This window comes from Terasakiella sp., assembly GCF_048267425.1.
GTDB lineage: Bacteria > Pseudomonadota > Alphaproteobacteria > Rhodospirillales > Terasakiellaceae > Terasakiella.
On sequence record NZ_JBLWXN010000005.1, the window covers coordinates 12,910 to 29,950 of the forward strand.

The following is a 17,041-nucleotide window of genomic DNA, read 5'->3' on the forward strand; positions in this document are numbered from 1 at the left end:
AAGAGAAGGAACATAATATGCAGTTTTTACGTCATATGAAAATCGCTCAAAAGCTAAGTTTGAGTTTTTCAATTCTTATCGTGGTCACAGTTCTAATGGCCATTATTTCTTTTTCGGCGATTAATGAAATTAAGTCCGCTGAACATGAGAGCGAAAATGCCCATGAAATGGAGACAACTTATCAATTATATCAACAGGCCTTTTCTGAACAACGTCAGGGGCTTTTATACTATTTGTTGACGGGTGACCGGGCAGGTTTAAAGGAATTTAACGACTTTGGTGTTGTCGTTACGAAACACTTTAAACGTCTCAAGGATTTATCGAAGAACTCAAAAAACGTGGATGGGCAGGTTAATAAATTAGGTGAATATTATGGCGAGTGGGTGACGCTCTACGCCTCGGAACAAATTCGTTTGATGAGGAATTACCTTACTGTTAATCAGGCCCGTGCCGTTGAAGTAACGGGCTTGCCGCAGGGAGTTATTTCAAAATTTGATCATACGGCCCAAGAACTTTCACGAAATCTAATGGAGATTGCAAAAGAAGCATTGGCGACCAAAGAAGCCGCAATGACACGTTTTTCAACAACCATTATAGTTTCTGTCGGGTTGTTGATTGTTGCCGCTATTTTCTTTGGGATTGTTCTGACCCGCGTTATTGCTGGGCCGATTGGACGTATGACGAATGTTATGGGTGATTTGGCTGCAGGGCAGTTGGATACAGTGGTCAATGGCGCAGATCGTCGAGATGAAATCGGTGGTATGGCAAAAGCGGTTGAAGTCTTCAAACAAAATGCCATTGAACAGCGTGAAATGCAGGCCAAGGAAGCAGAGCAGCAAGAGTTGGAACGTCGTCGACACGAAAAACTGGAAGAACTTGCCAAGAACTTTGATGAGAAAATGAGAATTGGCCTTGATATCGTAAGCCGTTCTGTTGCTGAGGTCATGGAGTCTGCATCTACAATGGCAGGAAATGCGGTTGAGACAGGTGCCTTGTCCCAAGATGCATCAACGGCGATTGAAGAAGCCAGTTCGAATATTCAGACGGTTTCTGCGGCGTCGACAGAATTGTCTTCCTCCATTGATGAGATTTCAAGACAAATGTCTCAAGCCTCTGAAGTCTCACGCGCAGCCGTTTCAGAAGTTGAAATGGTGAACACACGTGTTGTTGCATTGAACGAAGCGGCTGTCAGCATTGGCCAAGTTGTTCAGATTATCAGTGATATTGCAGAACAGACAAATCTGCTGGCTTTGAACGCAACGATTGAGTCGGCACGTGCCGGTGAAGCAGGTAAGGGATTTGCTGTTGTTGCCAGTGAAGTTAAAAATCTCGCGACGCAAACCGGACAGGCCACGGATGAAATCAGTCGTAAAATCGATGAAATTCAACGTGAAACCGGATCTGCGGCGGATGCTGTTCTTGGTATTGGCGAAACCATTCGCAGAATTGATGAACTGACAGCTGTTGTGGCGGCCGCAGTTGAACAACAAGGGGCGGCAACCAGTGAAATCGCACGCAATGTTGATGAAGCAGCCCAAGGGGCAAACGAAGTTTCGAACGTTGTACTCTCTGTTGCCAAAGCGGCTGAAGAAACAGGTAAACTTGCTGAAGGACAACAGGTTACAGTATCCGATTTAGGGAATAACAATGATGGATTGAAAAATGATATCAGCAGCTTCTTAAATGCGGTTAAACAAATTTAAAAAGCCTGATCCTCTTGTTGCAGTTCTTCTTCCAGTGCTTTTTTAACAGATGACCTCGGTTGTGAAAAACCTGCAAGAAGACTGTACAAGACGGGCGTTAGAAACAAAGTTAGGAAAAGGGCAAGACCTAGTCCGCCAACAATAACCCAACCAATTGCAATGCGGCTTTCTGCACCGGCACCTGTAGCAATGACCAAAGGCACGGCGCCGAGAATGGTTGAGATAACGGTCATAATAATGGGGCGAAAACGCAAAATTGCTGCTTCTTTAACAGCTTCACGAACACTCATCCCTTCGTCACGTAATTGATTGGCAAATTCAACGATTAAGATACCGTTTTTAGCCATAAGTCCAACCAGCAACAATATGCCGATCTGGCTGTAAACATTTAAGGATAAGCCCGCCAACATCATGGTGTAGACAGCCCCGGCGATTGCAAGGGGAACCGACAGCATAATGACGAGAGGGTGAATAAAACTTTCAAATTGGGCCGCTAAAACCAAGAAAACAATAACGAGCGCGAGTATGAAAACAGTCTGGATACCCCCAGATGTATCTTTAAACGTTGCTGATTGTCCGGCATATCCAATTTTTGCATTTACGGGAAGAAACTCCTGTGCGGCCTCTTCCATATAGCTGACGGCTTGTCCGAGTGTATAATCGGGAGCAAGCGCGGCTTGAATGGTGATGGAGGGCAAACGTGCATAACGGCGTAATTCAGCAGAGGCTGCCGTTTCTTCTGCCTGCACAAGAGCACCAATCGGGACCAATGCCGAAGGATTATTTGTGTGTGGGCGAATAAAGACGTTCTCTAGGCTATTGTATGTTTTGCGATCTTCCGGTTGGATTTGAGCGACAACGGAATATTCACGTCCACGGTCTACGTAGGTGCTGATTTCTTTAGATGCAAACATAACCTGAAGGGTTGTTGCGATCTCCTGAGCATTAATCCCCAGATCATATGCCCGTTGTCGGTCAAACTGGATGTCCAATTGCGGTTGGTTTTCTTCATAATCCATTTCTGGATTGACCAGACCTTCATTTAGTTTTGCTTGTTCTAATAAAATGTTGGCCCATTGTTTCACTTGGTCGAAATCTGTCCCGCCAACGACGATGCGTAAAGGCGTGGAGTTCCCCCGTAAACCCAAGCCAGCAGGGCTGGAAACCGAGGCACGCGCACCCGGTAAGTCCTTTACCTGTGGACGTACACTGTTGACGATTTGATCCTGAGTTTGATCTCGTTCGTCCCAAGGGGCTAGGCGCATGACGACAAAACCACGATAGGGGCGGTTCCCCCAGCCAATAATTGTGTAAACGGACCGAATGTTGCCCTGCTGAACCTGTGGGGCAAGCATCTTTTCAACCTGTACCGCCTGCTCATCTGTATAGGACAGGGTAGATCCTTGTGGTGCTGTCATGGGAACAAAGGCAACGCCGCGGTCTTCGCGCGGGGCCAGTTCCCGTGGTAATTCATTATATATGCCGATGGCACCCAAGCTGAAAATCAAGCAAATGGCGAGGATGAAATATGGGTGCTGTAGGGCCTTTTCCAACAGATTTCTATATACTGTGCCGATCATTGATTGGGCGAGGAGATGGTCGTCATCTATAATCCCGTCTGCAATTTCAGATTTTTTGGGTGCCTTAATAAGACGCGATGCCATCATGGGGCATAAACTCAGGGCGACATAAGTAGAAATGGCAACTGCGGCGACCATAATCAGCCCGAATTCACTAAAAAGACGACCAACCTGTCCGCCTAGAAAGGAAATTGGAATAAAGACTGCGACCAATGTAACCGAGGTTGCCAAGACAGCAAAGGTGACTTGCTGGGTACCGCGCATGGCGGCGACAATTGGAGTTTCACCACCATCAATACGTCGTTTAATATTTTCCAGAACGACAATAGCATCATCAACGACCAAGCCGATCGCCAAAAGTAGGGCGAGTAATGTTAGAACATTAATGGAAAACCCAAAAAGTGCGATCAAGGCAAGACAACCGATTAAGGCAACCGGAATAGTAACGACCGGAACGAGCGTTGTGCGTAAGGATCGCAGAAACAGCAAGATAACCATGACAACGAGGGTGAGTGATATAATAAGGGCCGTGATGACCTCTTCGATTGAGGCGGAAATAAATAAGGCATCGTCAGAACCGACAATGACTTCCATCCCCTGAGGCAGGTTATCTTTCAGGCTTTCAACTTTTTGACGAACCAATTGTGAAATGGCCATCGTATTTGCCTGACTTTGCCGAATAACTTGAAGCCCGACTGCTGGTTTTCCATTGGCGCGCAGGATCAAATCATCACTTTCTACCCCTTGTTCAATTTGTGCGACATCGCGTAAGCGAACGGAGTAACCATTTATCTTGCCAAGGATGATGTTTTCAAATTGTTCAGGTGTGGAAAGGCGCGCGTTGAGGCGAAGTTCAAGCAAACGGTTTTGCGATTTGATTTCACCAGCCGGAAGTTCGATATTATTGCGTTCTATCGCATTTTCAATATCGCTGACCGTTACGTTGCGCGCCGCCATTGCCCGCCTGTCTAGCCATACACGGATGGCGTAGCGGCGTTCCCCCCTGATATCCACGCTGGCAACACCTTCCAAAGTGGATAAATGATCAATGATATAGCGTTCGACGTAATCCGTAATTTCTTCTGGTTTATGGCGATCTGATACGACGGCAAGGCGCATGACCGGATCAGCATCGCTGTCGCTTTTTACAATAGCCGGTTCATCGACACCCTCGGGAAGTTTTGAACGAATGCGTCCAACCGCATCCCGAATGTCATTGGTGGCTTCGTCAATATCGCGTCCGCTTTCAAATTCGATGACAGTTCTGGCGCGTCCACGACGGCTTTGTGATTGAATGGATTTAACGCCGGATACGCCGGAAATGGAACTTTCAATCACTTCGGTGATATCTGTATCCACAATTTTGGGTGAAGCGCCGGTGTAATAGGTCGTAATCGTGATAACGGCTGTATCGACATCGGGGAGTTCGCGAATGGGGATTGAGAAAACAGAAGCAATACCTGCGGTGATGATGAGCAGGCTGGAGACAATCGCAAGAACAGGTCGCCGAATTGAAAGTTCAGAAAGTGTCATTGGGTCACCTGCATGGCACTTTCATTTAAAATGTTCAGCGAACTACCATCTTTAACTTTTTGAATACCGCGTGTGATGACCAATTGATTTTCAGTTAAACCTTCAAGAACTTCGACCCAACCGAATGCGCGCCGCCCCAACTTAATGGATGTCTTGACGGATTTGGGATTGGTGCCTTCTGAATTGACCGCAAAGACATAATTTTGCGCCCCATCAATGATCACGGCTTCTTCGGGAATACTCAGAACATCATGGGCTTCCAGAATAAGGCTCAGTCTTAAAAACATGCCTGCTGGTAGTTTCCCATCTTCATTTTCAATAACCGCACGGACCTTGAAGGAACGGGAATCTGCATTTACACGGGTATCAATCGCTTCGACTTTCCCCTTGAAGGTTTGATTTTCAAATGCGGCAGCCTCTGCCAAAATAACGGTTCCGATGTGAATTTTTGCGTATAGTGTTTCAGGTAAGAAGAATTCGACCTTTATAGAGGAAAGGTCGTCAAGCAAAGCGATGGTTTGGTCTTCTTTGATATGACTGCCGATTTCGATGTCTGAAAAACCGATACGACCAGAAAAGGGTGCTTTGATTATTCGATCTTGTAAACGCCGTGCCGCACGTTCGCGTTCTGCCCTTGCAATTTCAACTTCGGATTCAAGTTTATCCACCATCGAAACAGCAACAGCATCTCTTTTACGTAATGATTTCGATCGTTCCAATGAGCGTTGTGCTTCACGTAATTTAGCTTGAGATTCGGCGAGGTCTGCGCGCTCAATCTCTTTGTCTAATTCAAGTAAAACATCATTTTCGTTTACAAATTGGCTATCGGCAAAGGTGATTTTTCGAACGATCCCCTCACTGATTGCCATGATTTTAACGCTTTTGTTGGCTTTGGTCGTGCCAACGGCTTCCACAATTGTTTCAATGTTGCGATATTTTGTGGGCGCGGTTCCGACTTTAATCCCTGTATCTTCTGCAGCGGATGCAGAAGAAATATTGCTTTGAATAAGAAAGGTAAAAAATATGAAAACAACTGCTTTGATGATGGGAACCATTTGAAAACTTTTCGATAGCGTTAATTTGTAGAAAAGTTATGTTATTTTGTTGTTTCCCGCTAGCAAATAAATCAGATGTCTTTCTCAGTAATGCCAGAATCGTGGCTGCAATAAAACGATAATCGTAACGTATTCCAATCGCCCTAAAATCATTCCAATATCAAGGATCCATTTTGCAGAGTCCGGCAAAGACTGAAAATTCCCAGCTGGTCCGATAATTGACCCCAACCCCGGCCCAACGTTTGAAAGGGCAGTTGCCGCACCGCTGAGGGCTGTCGTAAAATCAAGTCCTGTAAAGCTCAAGCATGTGGAAATAACTGCAAAGCTAATGATCAGCATGAAGATGTAGATCAAGACGGATTGGCTCAATTCGTTATTCAGAGGTTTCCCTTCGATTTTTTGCAAAAATATTCCATTGGGATAAATCAGTCTTCTGAGTTGTTGCAGACAGGACAGCCACAACACATGAAAACGGAACATTTTTACGCCGCCAGCGGTGGAACCTGAACAACCACCGACAAAGGTTAGAAAGAAGAACAGTACAGGCGCAAATGTGCCCCAGAGGCTGTAATCTTCAAATGCATATCCGGTTGTTGTAATGACGGATATCACGTTAAAGGTCGCAAGGGTCAGCGCCGTGAAAAAATCTTGTGCTCCGGAATTTTCGTAATAGAGATAGGCGCAGATAAAACTGACAACACAAACAAATGCCGCGTAAATTTGCACTTGAGAATCCAGAAAGAACAAAGACCACTGTCGTTTTTTCATGGAAAATAACATCAAAGAGAACGGGACGGACCCTAAAAACATAAATATGGACCCCGTCCATATAATGCCTTTGTCTGGAAAGGCGGCAAAGGATTGATCTGTTGTTGAAAAACCGCCAGTGGAAAGCGTTGTCATGGCGTGCACGATGGCATCAAATGTTCCCATTCCCTCAGAATAATATATGAGGGCACATAAAATTGTCAGCCCGGAATAGATCGCAAAGACACCAATGGCGATATCTTGAATGCGCGGGAATATTTTTCCGGCAGTCTCAGAAGATTCCAGTTTAAAAAGCTGCATACCACCTGTTTTAAGAACAGGGAAAATGGAAATAGCCATGACAACAATCCCAATTCCGCCAATCCATTGTAATAGGGCGCGCCACAATAAAATGCCGGGGGGGAGGTGTTCCAATCCGGTCAGAATTGTTGCACCCGTTGTTGTGAGGCCGGAGATTGTCTCAAAAACGGCATCAGTAAAGGTCATGTCCTGAGAAGACCAATAGAAAGGCAAAGCCGCATAAAGAGGTAATAAAATCCAGCAAGCCACAGTAAACAGATAGCCATGTTTTAGTGAAAAGTGAGAACTGTCACGGTCTCGTACCAGAAAAAGAGCGAGACCTGTAAACAAGGTAACTATGGCGCTCATCTGAAAGGCTTCCCACTCCTTGTTGTGAACAATGTAATCAAACAAGGCTGGCACTTCCATAGCAGCAGCTAAGGCGAAAAGAAGACCAGCTAAGGGGGAGAATAAAGGGCGAAGAACCATTTTCCGACTACATTCAAAATCCCCCGTCAACGCTTTCCAGGTGGACAACAGACGTTAACGGGGGAAGGAGGACCTTGAGTGGTTGAGACTCTTGGTCAGGGGGCTACAGTAAATTCATCATCAAATAGATTTGTTCTGGCAGTTCAAAAAAACAGCAAAAACTTCCGAACCCCATCTTTAGGTTGGTTTGTACTTTGCGCAATAGGCGTACAAGGTCGTGATGTTCTTCCTGCGTCAGGCCATCTTCAGCGACAGATTTTATTTCATGGGAGACAGTATTTAATTTTTCAAGTAAAGGGCGGGTCTCTTCATTAATGTACAGTCGCACGATACGACGGTCTTGTTCATCTTTATGGCGCCGGATGAGTTCCCTTTTTTCCATTCTGTCCAGTAAACGTCCTGCTGAAGAACGGTCAATTTCGAGGCGAGCGGCAAGCTCGATTTGGGAAATTCCGGGGTTTTCTTCCAAAATAGACAGAGCAACCCAAATTTGGCGGGTTAATTTATAGGGTTCAACTTTTCCATCTATGAGTACCCGCAATTGGTGGGCAACGTCGTGGAGCAATAAAGGAACCGTATTTTGTTTTTGGTTTATCATGGGAATAATGTTGCAATAACAACAAAGGGGATTACAACTGAATATTTAACATGACTGCTATGCGATTTTGTTATGGATCCTTGGGGGAGGGCTATAGCGAAAAGTGAGGACGGTGGAGAGAATGGGGATTATTCCGCTGCAAGCAGCTGGTCAGTGGGGGCAATTTCTTCTTCGATGAAATCGCGCATGCAGCCAATGCATTGTGCGCAATCAGGTTTGCAACCATGCGCCTTAAATATGCGACCAACAGTGTCGGCACCGCCTTTTACCGCGTTACGGACTTGTTTTTCGCGTAATCCATTACATACACAGACATACATTTAAAAATCCCTCCTGATATGGATAGGGAGAATATGGTGCAATTAATAATGATTGTCAATACTAATGATAATCATTATTAATGGGGCTGTTTTGAAACTGGTTCTAACGTTTTTTAGAGAGATTGTAGTTTGTTTTTCTGGGGTTGAGGCGAAGATTTTATATAAAGATTACGGATTGAGCGAGTCGAATGAATTAACCCAAAAGAGGAGGGGAAGAGGACAGCGTATCTAAAATTAGACTTTTAAAAAGTATAAGAAAAAACAGTATTTTAATGACGTTCTTTCTTTTTTTGACCAAGATCAATTTAGAACATGGGCCTGAGATGTAGCTTACTGCCATACACCTGTTTGCATGAGCATTCTGGGTGGGGGTGTGTTTGGATTTTCCAAGCATGTATAACTATGGAATCGAGGTGGCTCCATGATTCAAAAATTTGGGAAGACTCTGGGCTTCGCTGCTTTAGCTCTTGGTATGGGCTTGGCATCGTCTCAGGTCGCAGCACAAGATAATCTTGAGAAAGTCATGAAAGAACGTGGCTTAACTCAGAAAGATGTTTTGGCCGCTGCAAAAACTTATACTCCGACTGGTGGTCGTGATGAATTCGTCGCGTTTGCTTCTGGTGGGCAAAGTGGTCAGGTAATCGTATACGGCATTCCGTCTATGCGTATCCTGAAGTATATCGGTGTGTTTACGCCGGAACCGTGGCAAGGTTATGGTTTTGACGACGAGTCAAAAGAAGTCCTTGCACAAGGTCGTATCAAGGGTAAAGACATCACTTTCGGTGATACTCACCACCCTGCGATTTCAGAAACTAATGGCGAATATGATGGTAAGTTCCTCTTTATCAACGATAAAGCGAACCCACGTATTGCTGTAATTGATTTACATGATTTCGAAACAAAACAAATTGTTGTGAACCCGATTCTGAAGTCAGAACACGGTGGTGCATTTGTATCCCCGAACACTGACTACGTTATTGAAGCCGCACAATATGCGACTCCGTTGACGCACGATTATGTGCCGTTGTCTGAGTTTAACGACAAATATCGTGGTGCTGTAACTTACTGGAAGTTTGACCGTAAGAAAGGCCGCATCGACGAGTCTAAATCTTTCTCTGTTGAATTACCGCCGTACAGCCAGGATCTTTCCGATTTCGGTAAAGGTCCGTCTGATGGTTGGTCTTTCACAAACTCTTTCTGTACCGAACGTTACATCGGTGGTATCGAAAATGGCCGTCCTCCGTTTGAGGCAGGTTGTTCTCAGAAAGATACCGACTTCGTTCACATGGTTAACTGGAAAAAAGCAGCTGAACTGGTTGCTGCCGGTAAAGCCGACAAGATTAACGGACATGACGTTCTGTCAATCGACACAGCCGTTAAAGAAGGCATTCTGTTCCTTATCCCGGAACCGAAGTCTCCGCACGGTATGGACGTAAGCCCGGACGGCAAGTTCTTCATCGTTTCTGGTAAGCTGGATACGCATGCTTCTGTTTACAGCATGGAAAAAATCTTCAAGCTGATCGAAAACAAAGATTTCGCAGCGAAAGATCCGTATGGTATTCCGATCCTTGACCTGCAAAAGTCTTTGCACACTCAAGTTTCTGTTGGTTTGGGCCCGCTTCATACACAGTATGACTCTACCCCTTGTGTTGTTTACACATCTATCTACGTAGACAGCCAAGTAACCAAGTGGAACTACTGTGAAGGTAAAGTTCTGGACAAAATCTCTATCCATTACAACATCGGTCACTTGATGACTATGGAAGGCGATTCTGTTAAGCCGCAAGGTAAGTACCTCGTTTCATTGAACAAACTGGCGATTGACCGCTTCCAGCCTGTTGGCCCGCTGCATCCGCAGAACCACCAGCTGATCGACATCTCCGGTGATAAAATGGAACTGCTGTACGATATGCCGCTTCCTTTGGGTGAGCCGCACTATGCAGTTGCCGTTAAGGCGGACCGTCTGAAGCCGACAAACCGTTACAAAGTTGGCTGGAACAGCCGTAAAGACGAGAAGTCTGCATATCGCGCTCGTCCGGGTCGTGAGAAAATCGTTGAAGAAAACGGTGTTGTTCACGTCTACGGTACTTTGATCCGTTCTCACATCACACCTGAGATTGTTGAAGTTGAAGAAGGCCAAACTGTCTCCTTCCACCTGACAAACTTGGAACGTGCGGAAGACGAAACTCACGGCTTCGCTGTGAACGAGTACAACGTCAACCTTTCTGCTGAACCGGGTAAAACTGTTTCTGCAACATTCGTGGCTGACCGTGCTGGCGTATTCCCGTACTACTGTACTGAGTTCTGTTCAGCTCTCCACCTGGAGATGCAAGGCTACCTGTTGGTTCGTCCGAAAGGCACGAAAGCTTCTAGTGGTGCAGTTGACGAAGGTCAGACTTACACTCAAGATGACTACACCAAGCAAGTTAAAACCAACAACGATACACAAGCAGTTATCGACAGTGTGGTTGCTTTCATCACTAGCCGTAACTTCAAAGATTTCGCACCGGTTGTCGCTCTTGTAGAAGATGCAACAGACCAGTTGAACTTCGCTGCTGATGCGAAGAAGAAATCTGAAGATTATGCTGCGAAGAAAGATTTCCACAACGGTACACTGTGGGCACAGCAATGGTTCCAATACCAGGTTAAAGCTGCAGACATTGGTCTGCGTGCGAAAACTTACCTGGAGCAGAACGGTGCTGTAGAGGTCAAAAAATAATTTAACCTCGACTTTTGGGGGTGGTCGGCGACGGCCACCTCCTATTTTCTTTAATACTTTTATTTGGAAGACGGTTATGAAATTATTCATCAAAACCACTTCAGCCTTGATTGCGCTTGGGGTTTCTGCAAGTTTTACTATTCCCGCTGCGCATGCTTCCGCCGACAAGGTGATTGAAGTTGCTGCGGCTGAAAAGACGAAAAAGAAGAAACACCCGGGTCAAAAAGTATATATGCGCAAAACCTGCATGGCATGCCATGGTAAAGGTGGTGCAAAAGCTATTTTAGATTACCCCAATCTTGCCGGTCAGAATGAAAAATATCTAGTTGCGCAAATTACAGATATTTTGAATGAAAAGCGTGTTGCCAGCCCGGATGCCAATGGCAAACCGCGCACCGAAGGTATGCGTGGCGCTTTGGTAACAGCAGAAGGTGAGCACCGTATTTCTGCAGATGAAATTAAACTGGTTTCAGAATATCTCTCGGAACTCGCGCCTCCGGCACCAAAGGCACCAAAAGAGCCGATTTCAGCTGAAGACCTTGAAAAAGGTAAAAAACTATACAAAAAGAAAAAATGCCAAACCTGTCATGGTAAAGAAGGCACAAAGCCGACGAATAAGGCTTATCCTTACGTTGCAGGTCAGAAAAGCGATTATATCGTGAATCAAATGACCGACATCAAAGAAAAAGTTCGGAAGAACTCTAAAAGTAAGATGATGGTCTCCTTCGTTAAGAAATTAACGGATGAAGAAATTAAACTGATCGCGGACTACCTGTCTCAGGTTGACCGCACGAAATAACCCCTCAAGTAAATGGAGTATTCCATGTCTATTAAGAAGACCGTATTGTCAGCTGTACTTGCTGGCTTGATTGCATCGCCTGCAATGGCTTGGAACGAAGGTGGTGGGGAGCAAGACTCTGCATTGCACCTGACACCGGACCATGAAAACGGTATTGAAGTTTATGAAGTTTGTTCTGCCTGTCACCTGTTAGAAGGTTGGGGTACTGAAGACGGTACATTCCCGCAGCTCGCAGGTCAGCATTTCGAAGTTATTATTAAGCAGCTGGCTGATATTCGTGCCGGCAACCGTGATAACCCGACAATGTATCCGTTCGCACTGGAAAGTGAAATTGGTGGGGCACAAGCATTGGCCGACGTTGCCAAATATATTTCTACATTGCCGATGAACCCGGATAACGGTAAAGGCCCGTGGGAAGAAGGTACACCTGAATTTGAAAAAGGTAAGAAACTTTACGCTGATAACTGTGTGCGTTGCCACGGTGATCGCGGCGAAGGTAAACCTGAAAAATTCTATCCTTTGATCCAAGGTCAGCATTACAAATACATCATCCGTCAGTTTGAATGGATCCGTGATGGCAAACGCCGGAATGCAAACCCGGACATGGTGAAACAAATTGCAGAATTTAGCGATGAAGATATGGCACAAGTAATCAACTACGTTTCTCGCCTATCTCCGCCAAAGGATAAAGTGGCCCCTCCGGGTTGGCAAAACCCTGACTTCGAGTAAGCCAGTAAAGTTTAAGAACCCGGTTTTCTCCATTTAGCCGGGTTCTTTTAAACCTATTTTAATTCGAAAAGTATCATATTTAAGTGATTCTAGGGAAGGCAGTAGCCCAATGAATGACGAACAACAAACTAAACGCGGATTGGTTGCGAGAGGCCTGACAATTGTCGCGCTGATTCTGATCGCCGTTCTCTATTTTCAACCGACTTGGTGGGTGGCGCTTGAAGCTCCGCAGTACCCACCGGAAGCTTTCCCGGATGGGGTGCGTATCAATTTCCATACCAATGGCGTTTTTAATGGTTGTAGTGCCATTAATAGTAAAGAGGTTATGGAAACAGAAGTACTTGATTGTGTCCACGAGATGGATGCGATTAACCACTTTGTCGGTATGTACCCGATTGCATCAGGTGGTGTGGTTGAAAAAGGTTTTTCTCAATTCCTTTTCAGCATGCTGGGTGTCATGCTGGTTGGGTTCTTAATTTTTAAATCTCGTATTCGTACGATTGTTATGTCTGTCGGGTTCGTTGCTATCGGCGTATGGATGTATATGTCCTTCTATACCGCTAACGGGATTGCGTTATTGAATTCTGGATATGTGAGTGCTTTGGTTGTCTCTCTTGGACATGGGAATGAAGAAGAGGGCGAAGAATTAAGCCCAATTATTTCAAAACTCAAAGAGTCTCTGATGGATAGCGGCGAAAGCAGTCTTGCAACACGCGATGAAGTGAATGATACGCTTGAACGTAGTGGTCAAACCGAATTGATTGGTATTTTGGCAAAACTACACAAAGGCAGTGAAGAAGCTAAGCCGAAGTCTCTTAAAGAAATTTTGGAAGAAGCTAAGAATAAAGGTCATCGTGGGAAAGAAGCTGATATTGAGGTGTTAAAAGCTTCCTTTGAAGCAGATCAGGCACGCCAACCCTTTGCAACACGTGAACAATGGACTGGTTCATTACAACAGGTCATGTTCTGGCATTATGAAAAAAGTTTGGGTCGTTGGTTCAATAACCAAGACGAAATCCGACCTCTGGTCGCAACAATGACGACTGTTGGAACAATTGTGTTCTGGGGTGTTATTGCGGCAATGGTCTTTATGGTTGTTGCAACCGTCAAGAACGGTAGTTTGTTCTATTGGTTGCTTCCGGGTATTCCTGCATTGTTGCCTGTGTTCTTCTTGATTGAATACGCCGGTTGGCTTTGGTGGTACGGACATAGCCTGAACGATATGGGCGCCTTTACACTGAAACCCTTTATGCCAACAGTGTTTGGTCAAGGGAAGGTGGCGCAATTTACGACATTGTCATATCCGTCTATCGGGTTTGGCATGATGCTCGGCGTTTTGGTATGCATGCTGCTTGCGATGTTGTTGCGCAGAAAGCATATTATTGAAGGTGAGTAGCATCGCATATTGTGAGGAGCGATGATTAAACACTGGAAATCTTTGGTAGTGATGTTTGTAGCGGTCTTTTGGGCCGCTACAGGCATTGCTGCACCGACCCTTCAGGAACTTATTGATGAGACCGAAGAGGGCGGCATCCTTGTACCTCCGCCGGGGGTATATAACGAAAATGTTAAGATCACCAAGCCGATAACGCTGGAAGGACAGGGGAAGGTGACAATTGATGCTGGTGGTGTTGGCACGGCATTAATAATTGAAACAGACGGCGCAAACGTTAGTGGTTTAACGCTTCAAAATTCAGGCACTTTACATAACGATGTTGATGCGGGTATCCATGTCCGTGGTAAATATAATGTTATTAAAGATAACAAGATTTTAGATTGTCTGTTTGGAATTGATCTTTCAAAATCAAACAACAACCTTGTGAAACGCAACCTTTTGATATCTAAAAAGCTTTCTTTAGGCTTGCGTGGCGATGCGGTTCGTCTGTGGTATAGCTTTGACAATGAGATTACTGACAATGAAATTGCCGACTCCCGTGATTTTGTTGTGTGGTATAGCGCGAACAATGTGATTGCGCGAAATGATATTCGCAATGGGCGGTACGGCATCCACTTCATGTATGCCAAATATAACCGGGTAGAAGATAACAACATTCACAAAAATACAGTCGGAATTTTCCTGATGTATAGTGATGATGTGGTTATTCGTGGTAATAAAATTTATCACGCACTCGGGGCCGCAGGCATGGGTATTGGAATGAAAGAATCTTCCAATATTGATGTTGTAGATAATGAAATTTTGTATTCCAGTACCGGCCTTTATTCGGACGTTTCGCCTTTTCAACCAGATACGACAAACCGGATTTATCGTAATACCCTTGGCTTTAACCGGATTGGTTTGAACTTTCTGAATGATTGGAAAGGGAACATTCTGAAAGATAACATCTTCCGCGACAATATCCGTCAAGTCTCCGTCGCCAATTTTGCCAGTGCTGCACGTAATGTGTGGGAAGGTAATTATTGGGATGATTATCAAGGTTTTGACAATGATGGCGATGGGTATGGTGATACAGCCTATCAGCCACAGGTTTTTGCGGATCGTGTTTGGATGGATGTGCCTGAAACAGCATTTTTCTTGGGAACGCCGTTGTTGTCATTGGTCGATTTTTTGGAAAGGCTAGCGCCTTTTACCCAACCTTTGACCATGCTCAAGGACGAGAGGCCTCGTTTTAAGCGACAATTCGAATATGTCACGGATACTAAGACAGGCCAAATTGCCGATGAAGATGCCGGTACATCTGGCTATGATCCCTTTGGTCTCAGCAACCCAAAAATTGGGACAACAAATCAATGACGAAAAAAGTTAAACGTAATCCGAATAGTCCGGCGAGTAAACGTGCACGACGCGAATTTTTACGTGCTGCCGTTGCCGGTGCCGGTGTGACGGGTGTGGCTCTTGCAGGATGGTTTCCTGTCTCCAGTTATGCCGATACACGATTGCGCCCACCTGGTGCAATCGCAGAAAAAGACTATCTGGCTTCCTGTATCAAATGTGGGCAATGTGTTCAGGTTTGTCCGGTTGAGGCTTTGGTGCTTGCCGATGCCACGGATGGCTTTGGCCTTGGTGCTCCTTATGTAAATGCGCGTGAACAAGCCTGTGATTTTTCCTGTGATGCGGTGCAATGTGTGCTGGCCTGTCCAACCGGAGCCTTGAGCCACGATATTGATAAAAAAGAACAAGTGAAAATGGGTAAAGCCAAACTTGTTCGCCCGAATGCCTGCCTTGCCCGGCAAAATAAAGGCTTTACAGGACAGGCGCGAGGCGCCGATTTTGAAGGGCTTCATCGATATACCGAGGTGGATCGATGGACACCAATCAAAGTTGCAGATTTCGATTACGATTTGGAAATCTGTGATCTTTGTGTGCGTGAATGTCCCATCAAAGATGCGATTGAGTTGGTCCCGATGGAGAATGGTCCCGGTAAAACACCGGTGATTAAAGATGCCTGTGTCGGCTGTGGTATGTGCGAAATGATATGTCCGGTAGAACCTGCCTGTATCGAAATGGAAGTTAATCCGATGGGGTCGTCAGCATGAAACGTCTTTTGAACTCATTGAAGTTGATGCTGGGACTGGCACCAACTCGTCCCGCCAAAGAAACTTGGACGCCGGAAGCAAAAGAAATGCACGCCTACAAGAAGTCGGCAGAGCAGGTTGCTATTCGGCGTGAAGCAATTAAAGAAGAATTGGCGGCAGGTCATTCTTCAAAGAAATGGAAAATTCGTCGCTGGATTTCCATTATTACTATTAATTTACTGTTTGTAATTTCATATCATTTTGACGTTCAACTGGTTGAAGGTGCTCTGACGGCATCACGCTTTGTTGGTTTCCATATGGCGGATTTGAACTCGGCCCTACAGGTGACACTGGCTTATAAGCATATGGTGGTGAACCTTGTGATCGGGACGGTGACAGTCTTCTTGCTCTGGTGGGCTTTGGGGGGACGCACCTTTTGTTCGTGGGTGTGCCCTTATCACCTGGTTTCCGAACTTGGCGAGATGCTGCACCTCAAACTGGTGAAAATGGGCTTGGTCAAAGATCATCCGCTTGATCGCCGCTTGCGTACTGTTCTGTATGTGATTTTCGCCTTACTTGCCTTCGCAACAGGGTATACAGTTTTCGAAACCATCAATCCTGTTGGCATTTTAAGTCGAGCCTTTACTTATGGTGCGTCCTTGGCCCTGTTATGGATCGGCGTGCTGTTCTTGGTAGAAGTTTTCTATTCACGCCGTTTCTGGTGCCGCTATGCTTGTCCGATCGGTTTGACATATGGCTTTGTCGGTTCACTTTCACCCGTTCACATCAATTATAATTTGGAAAATTGTTTGCATGAAGGGGAATGCCGTAAGGTGTGCCTTGTCCCTCATGTTTTGGAGATTACCAAGATGGGATATGCCGACGATGTTAAAATTCAGGTCGGTGCCGATTGCACCCGTTGCGGAATGTGTGTAGATGTATGTCCAACGCAAGCTTTGACTTTTAAGGTCAAAGGGTTGGATGGGATGCTTTGA

Annotated in this window: 13 protein-coding genes; 8 read left to right on the forward strand and 5 right to left on the reverse strand. The window is 45.4% G+C overall.

The annotated features are described in order from the left end of the window. Nucleotides 1-17: 17 nt before the first annotated feature. Complete coding sequence (locus ACN0VA_RS09330; protein ID WP_417820883.1) at nucleotides 18-1,703, forward strand: methyl-accepting chemotaxis protein; 1,686 nt, start codon at nucleotides 18-20, stop codon at nucleotides 1,701-1,703. Here ACN0VA_RS09330 and ACN0VA_RS09335 read toward each other — a convergent pair. The 5 genes from ACN0VA_RS09335 to ACN0VA_RS09355 all read right to left on the reverse strand — a co-directional run bounded on the left by ACN0VA_RS09335 (nucleotide 1,700) and on the right by ACN0VA_RS09355 (nucleotide 8,325). Then, nucleotides 1,700-4,816 carry an efflux RND transporter permease subunit gene (locus ACN0VA_RS09335; protein ID WP_417820884.1) on the reverse strand — a complete coding sequence of 1,039 codons (3,117 nt, stop codon included), beginning with the start codon at nucleotides 4,814-4,816 and terminating at the stop codon, nucleotides 1,700-1,702. The two genes, ACN0VA_RS09330 and ACN0VA_RS09335, sit on opposite strands and share 4 nt — an antisense overlap. Further along, nucleotides 4,813-5,871, reverse strand: coding sequence for an efflux RND transporter periplasmic adaptor subunit (locus ACN0VA_RS09340; protein WP_417820885.1), 1,059 nt, complete (start codon nucleotides 5,869-5,871; stop codon nucleotides 4,813-4,815). Before ACN0VA_RS09340 ends, ACN0VA_RS09335 begins: the two co-directional genes overlap by 4 nt. A gap of 84 nt (nucleotides 5,872-5,955) precedes the next feature. Continuing rightward, on the reverse strand, nucleotides 5,956-7,287 hold the full coding sequence (locus ACN0VA_RS09345) for a TrkH family potassium uptake protein (RefSeq protein ID WP_417820886.1): 1,332 nt from the start codon (nucleotides 7,285-7,287) through the stop codon (nucleotides 5,956-5,958). A 223-nt stretch (nucleotides 7,288-7,510) separates the two neighbouring features. Beyond that, a complete protein-coding gene (locus ACN0VA_RS09350; RefSeq protein WP_417820887.1) occupies nucleotides 7,511-8,005 on the reverse strand; it encodes a MarR family winged helix-turn-helix transcriptional regulator in 495 nt (164 codons plus the stop codon). A 128-nt stretch (nucleotides 8,006-8,133) separates the two neighbouring features. Continuing rightward, complete coding sequence (locus ACN0VA_RS09355; protein WP_417820888.1) at nucleotides 8,134-8,325, reverse strand: (2Fe-2S)-binding protein; 192 nt, start codon at nucleotides 8,323-8,325, stop codon at nucleotides 8,134-8,136. A 421-nt stretch (nucleotides 8,326-8,746) separates the two neighbouring features. On the opposite strand from ACN0VA_RS09355, the gene nosZ reads away from it, so the two are divergent. From nosZ to ACN0VA_RS09390, 7 genes are all read left to right on the forward strand, one after another. Further along, on the forward strand, nucleotides 8,747-11,044 hold the full coding sequence (nosZ, locus tag ACN0VA_RS09360) for a Sec-dependent nitrous-oxide reductase (protein WP_417820889.1): 2,298 nt from the start codon (nucleotides 8,747-8,749) through the stop codon (nucleotides 11,042-11,044). A gap of 76 nt (nucleotides 11,045-11,120) precedes the next feature. Beyond that, nucleotides 11,121-11,843, forward strand: a complete 723-nt coding sequence (locus ACN0VA_RS09365; protein ID WP_417820890.1) for a c-type cytochrome — start codon at nucleotides 11,121-11,123, stop codon at nucleotides 11,841-11,843. A 24-nt stretch (nucleotides 11,844-11,867) separates the two neighbouring features. Next, nucleotides 11,868-12,572, forward strand: coding sequence for a c-type cytochrome (locus ACN0VA_RS09370; RefSeq protein WP_417820891.1), 705 nt, complete (start codon nucleotides 11,868-11,870; stop codon nucleotides 12,570-12,572). A gap of 109 nt (nucleotides 12,573-12,681) precedes the next feature. Further along, the gene (locus tag ACN0VA_RS09375; protein WP_417820892.1) at nucleotides 12,682-13,968 is read left to right on the forward strand and encodes a hypothetical protein; all 1,287 of its coding nucleotides are present in this window, start codon (nucleotides 12,682-12,684) and stop codon (nucleotides 13,966-13,968) included. Between the two features lie 21 nt (nucleotides 13,969-13,989). Further along, nucleotides 13,990-15,324: a nitrous oxide reductase family maturation protein NosD gene (gene nosD, locus ACN0VA_RS09380; protein WP_417820893.1), complete on the forward strand. Its 1,335-nt coding sequence runs from the start codon at nucleotides 13,990-13,992 to the stop codon at nucleotides 15,322-15,324. Next, nucleotides 15,321-16,067: a 4Fe-4S dicluster domain-containing protein gene (locus tag ACN0VA_RS09385; RefSeq protein ID WP_417820894.1), complete on the forward strand. Its 747-nt coding sequence runs from the start codon at nucleotides 15,321-15,323 to the stop codon at nucleotides 16,065-16,067. Before nosD ends, ACN0VA_RS09385 begins: the two co-directional genes overlap by 4 nt. Then, entirely contained in the window at nucleotides 16,064-17,041 is a 978-nt protein-coding gene (locus ACN0VA_RS09390; RefSeq protein ID WP_417820895.1) for a NapH/MauN family ferredoxin-type protein, read from the forward strand. The genes ACN0VA_RS09385 and ACN0VA_RS09390 overlap by 4 nt, the downstream gene beginning before the upstream one ends.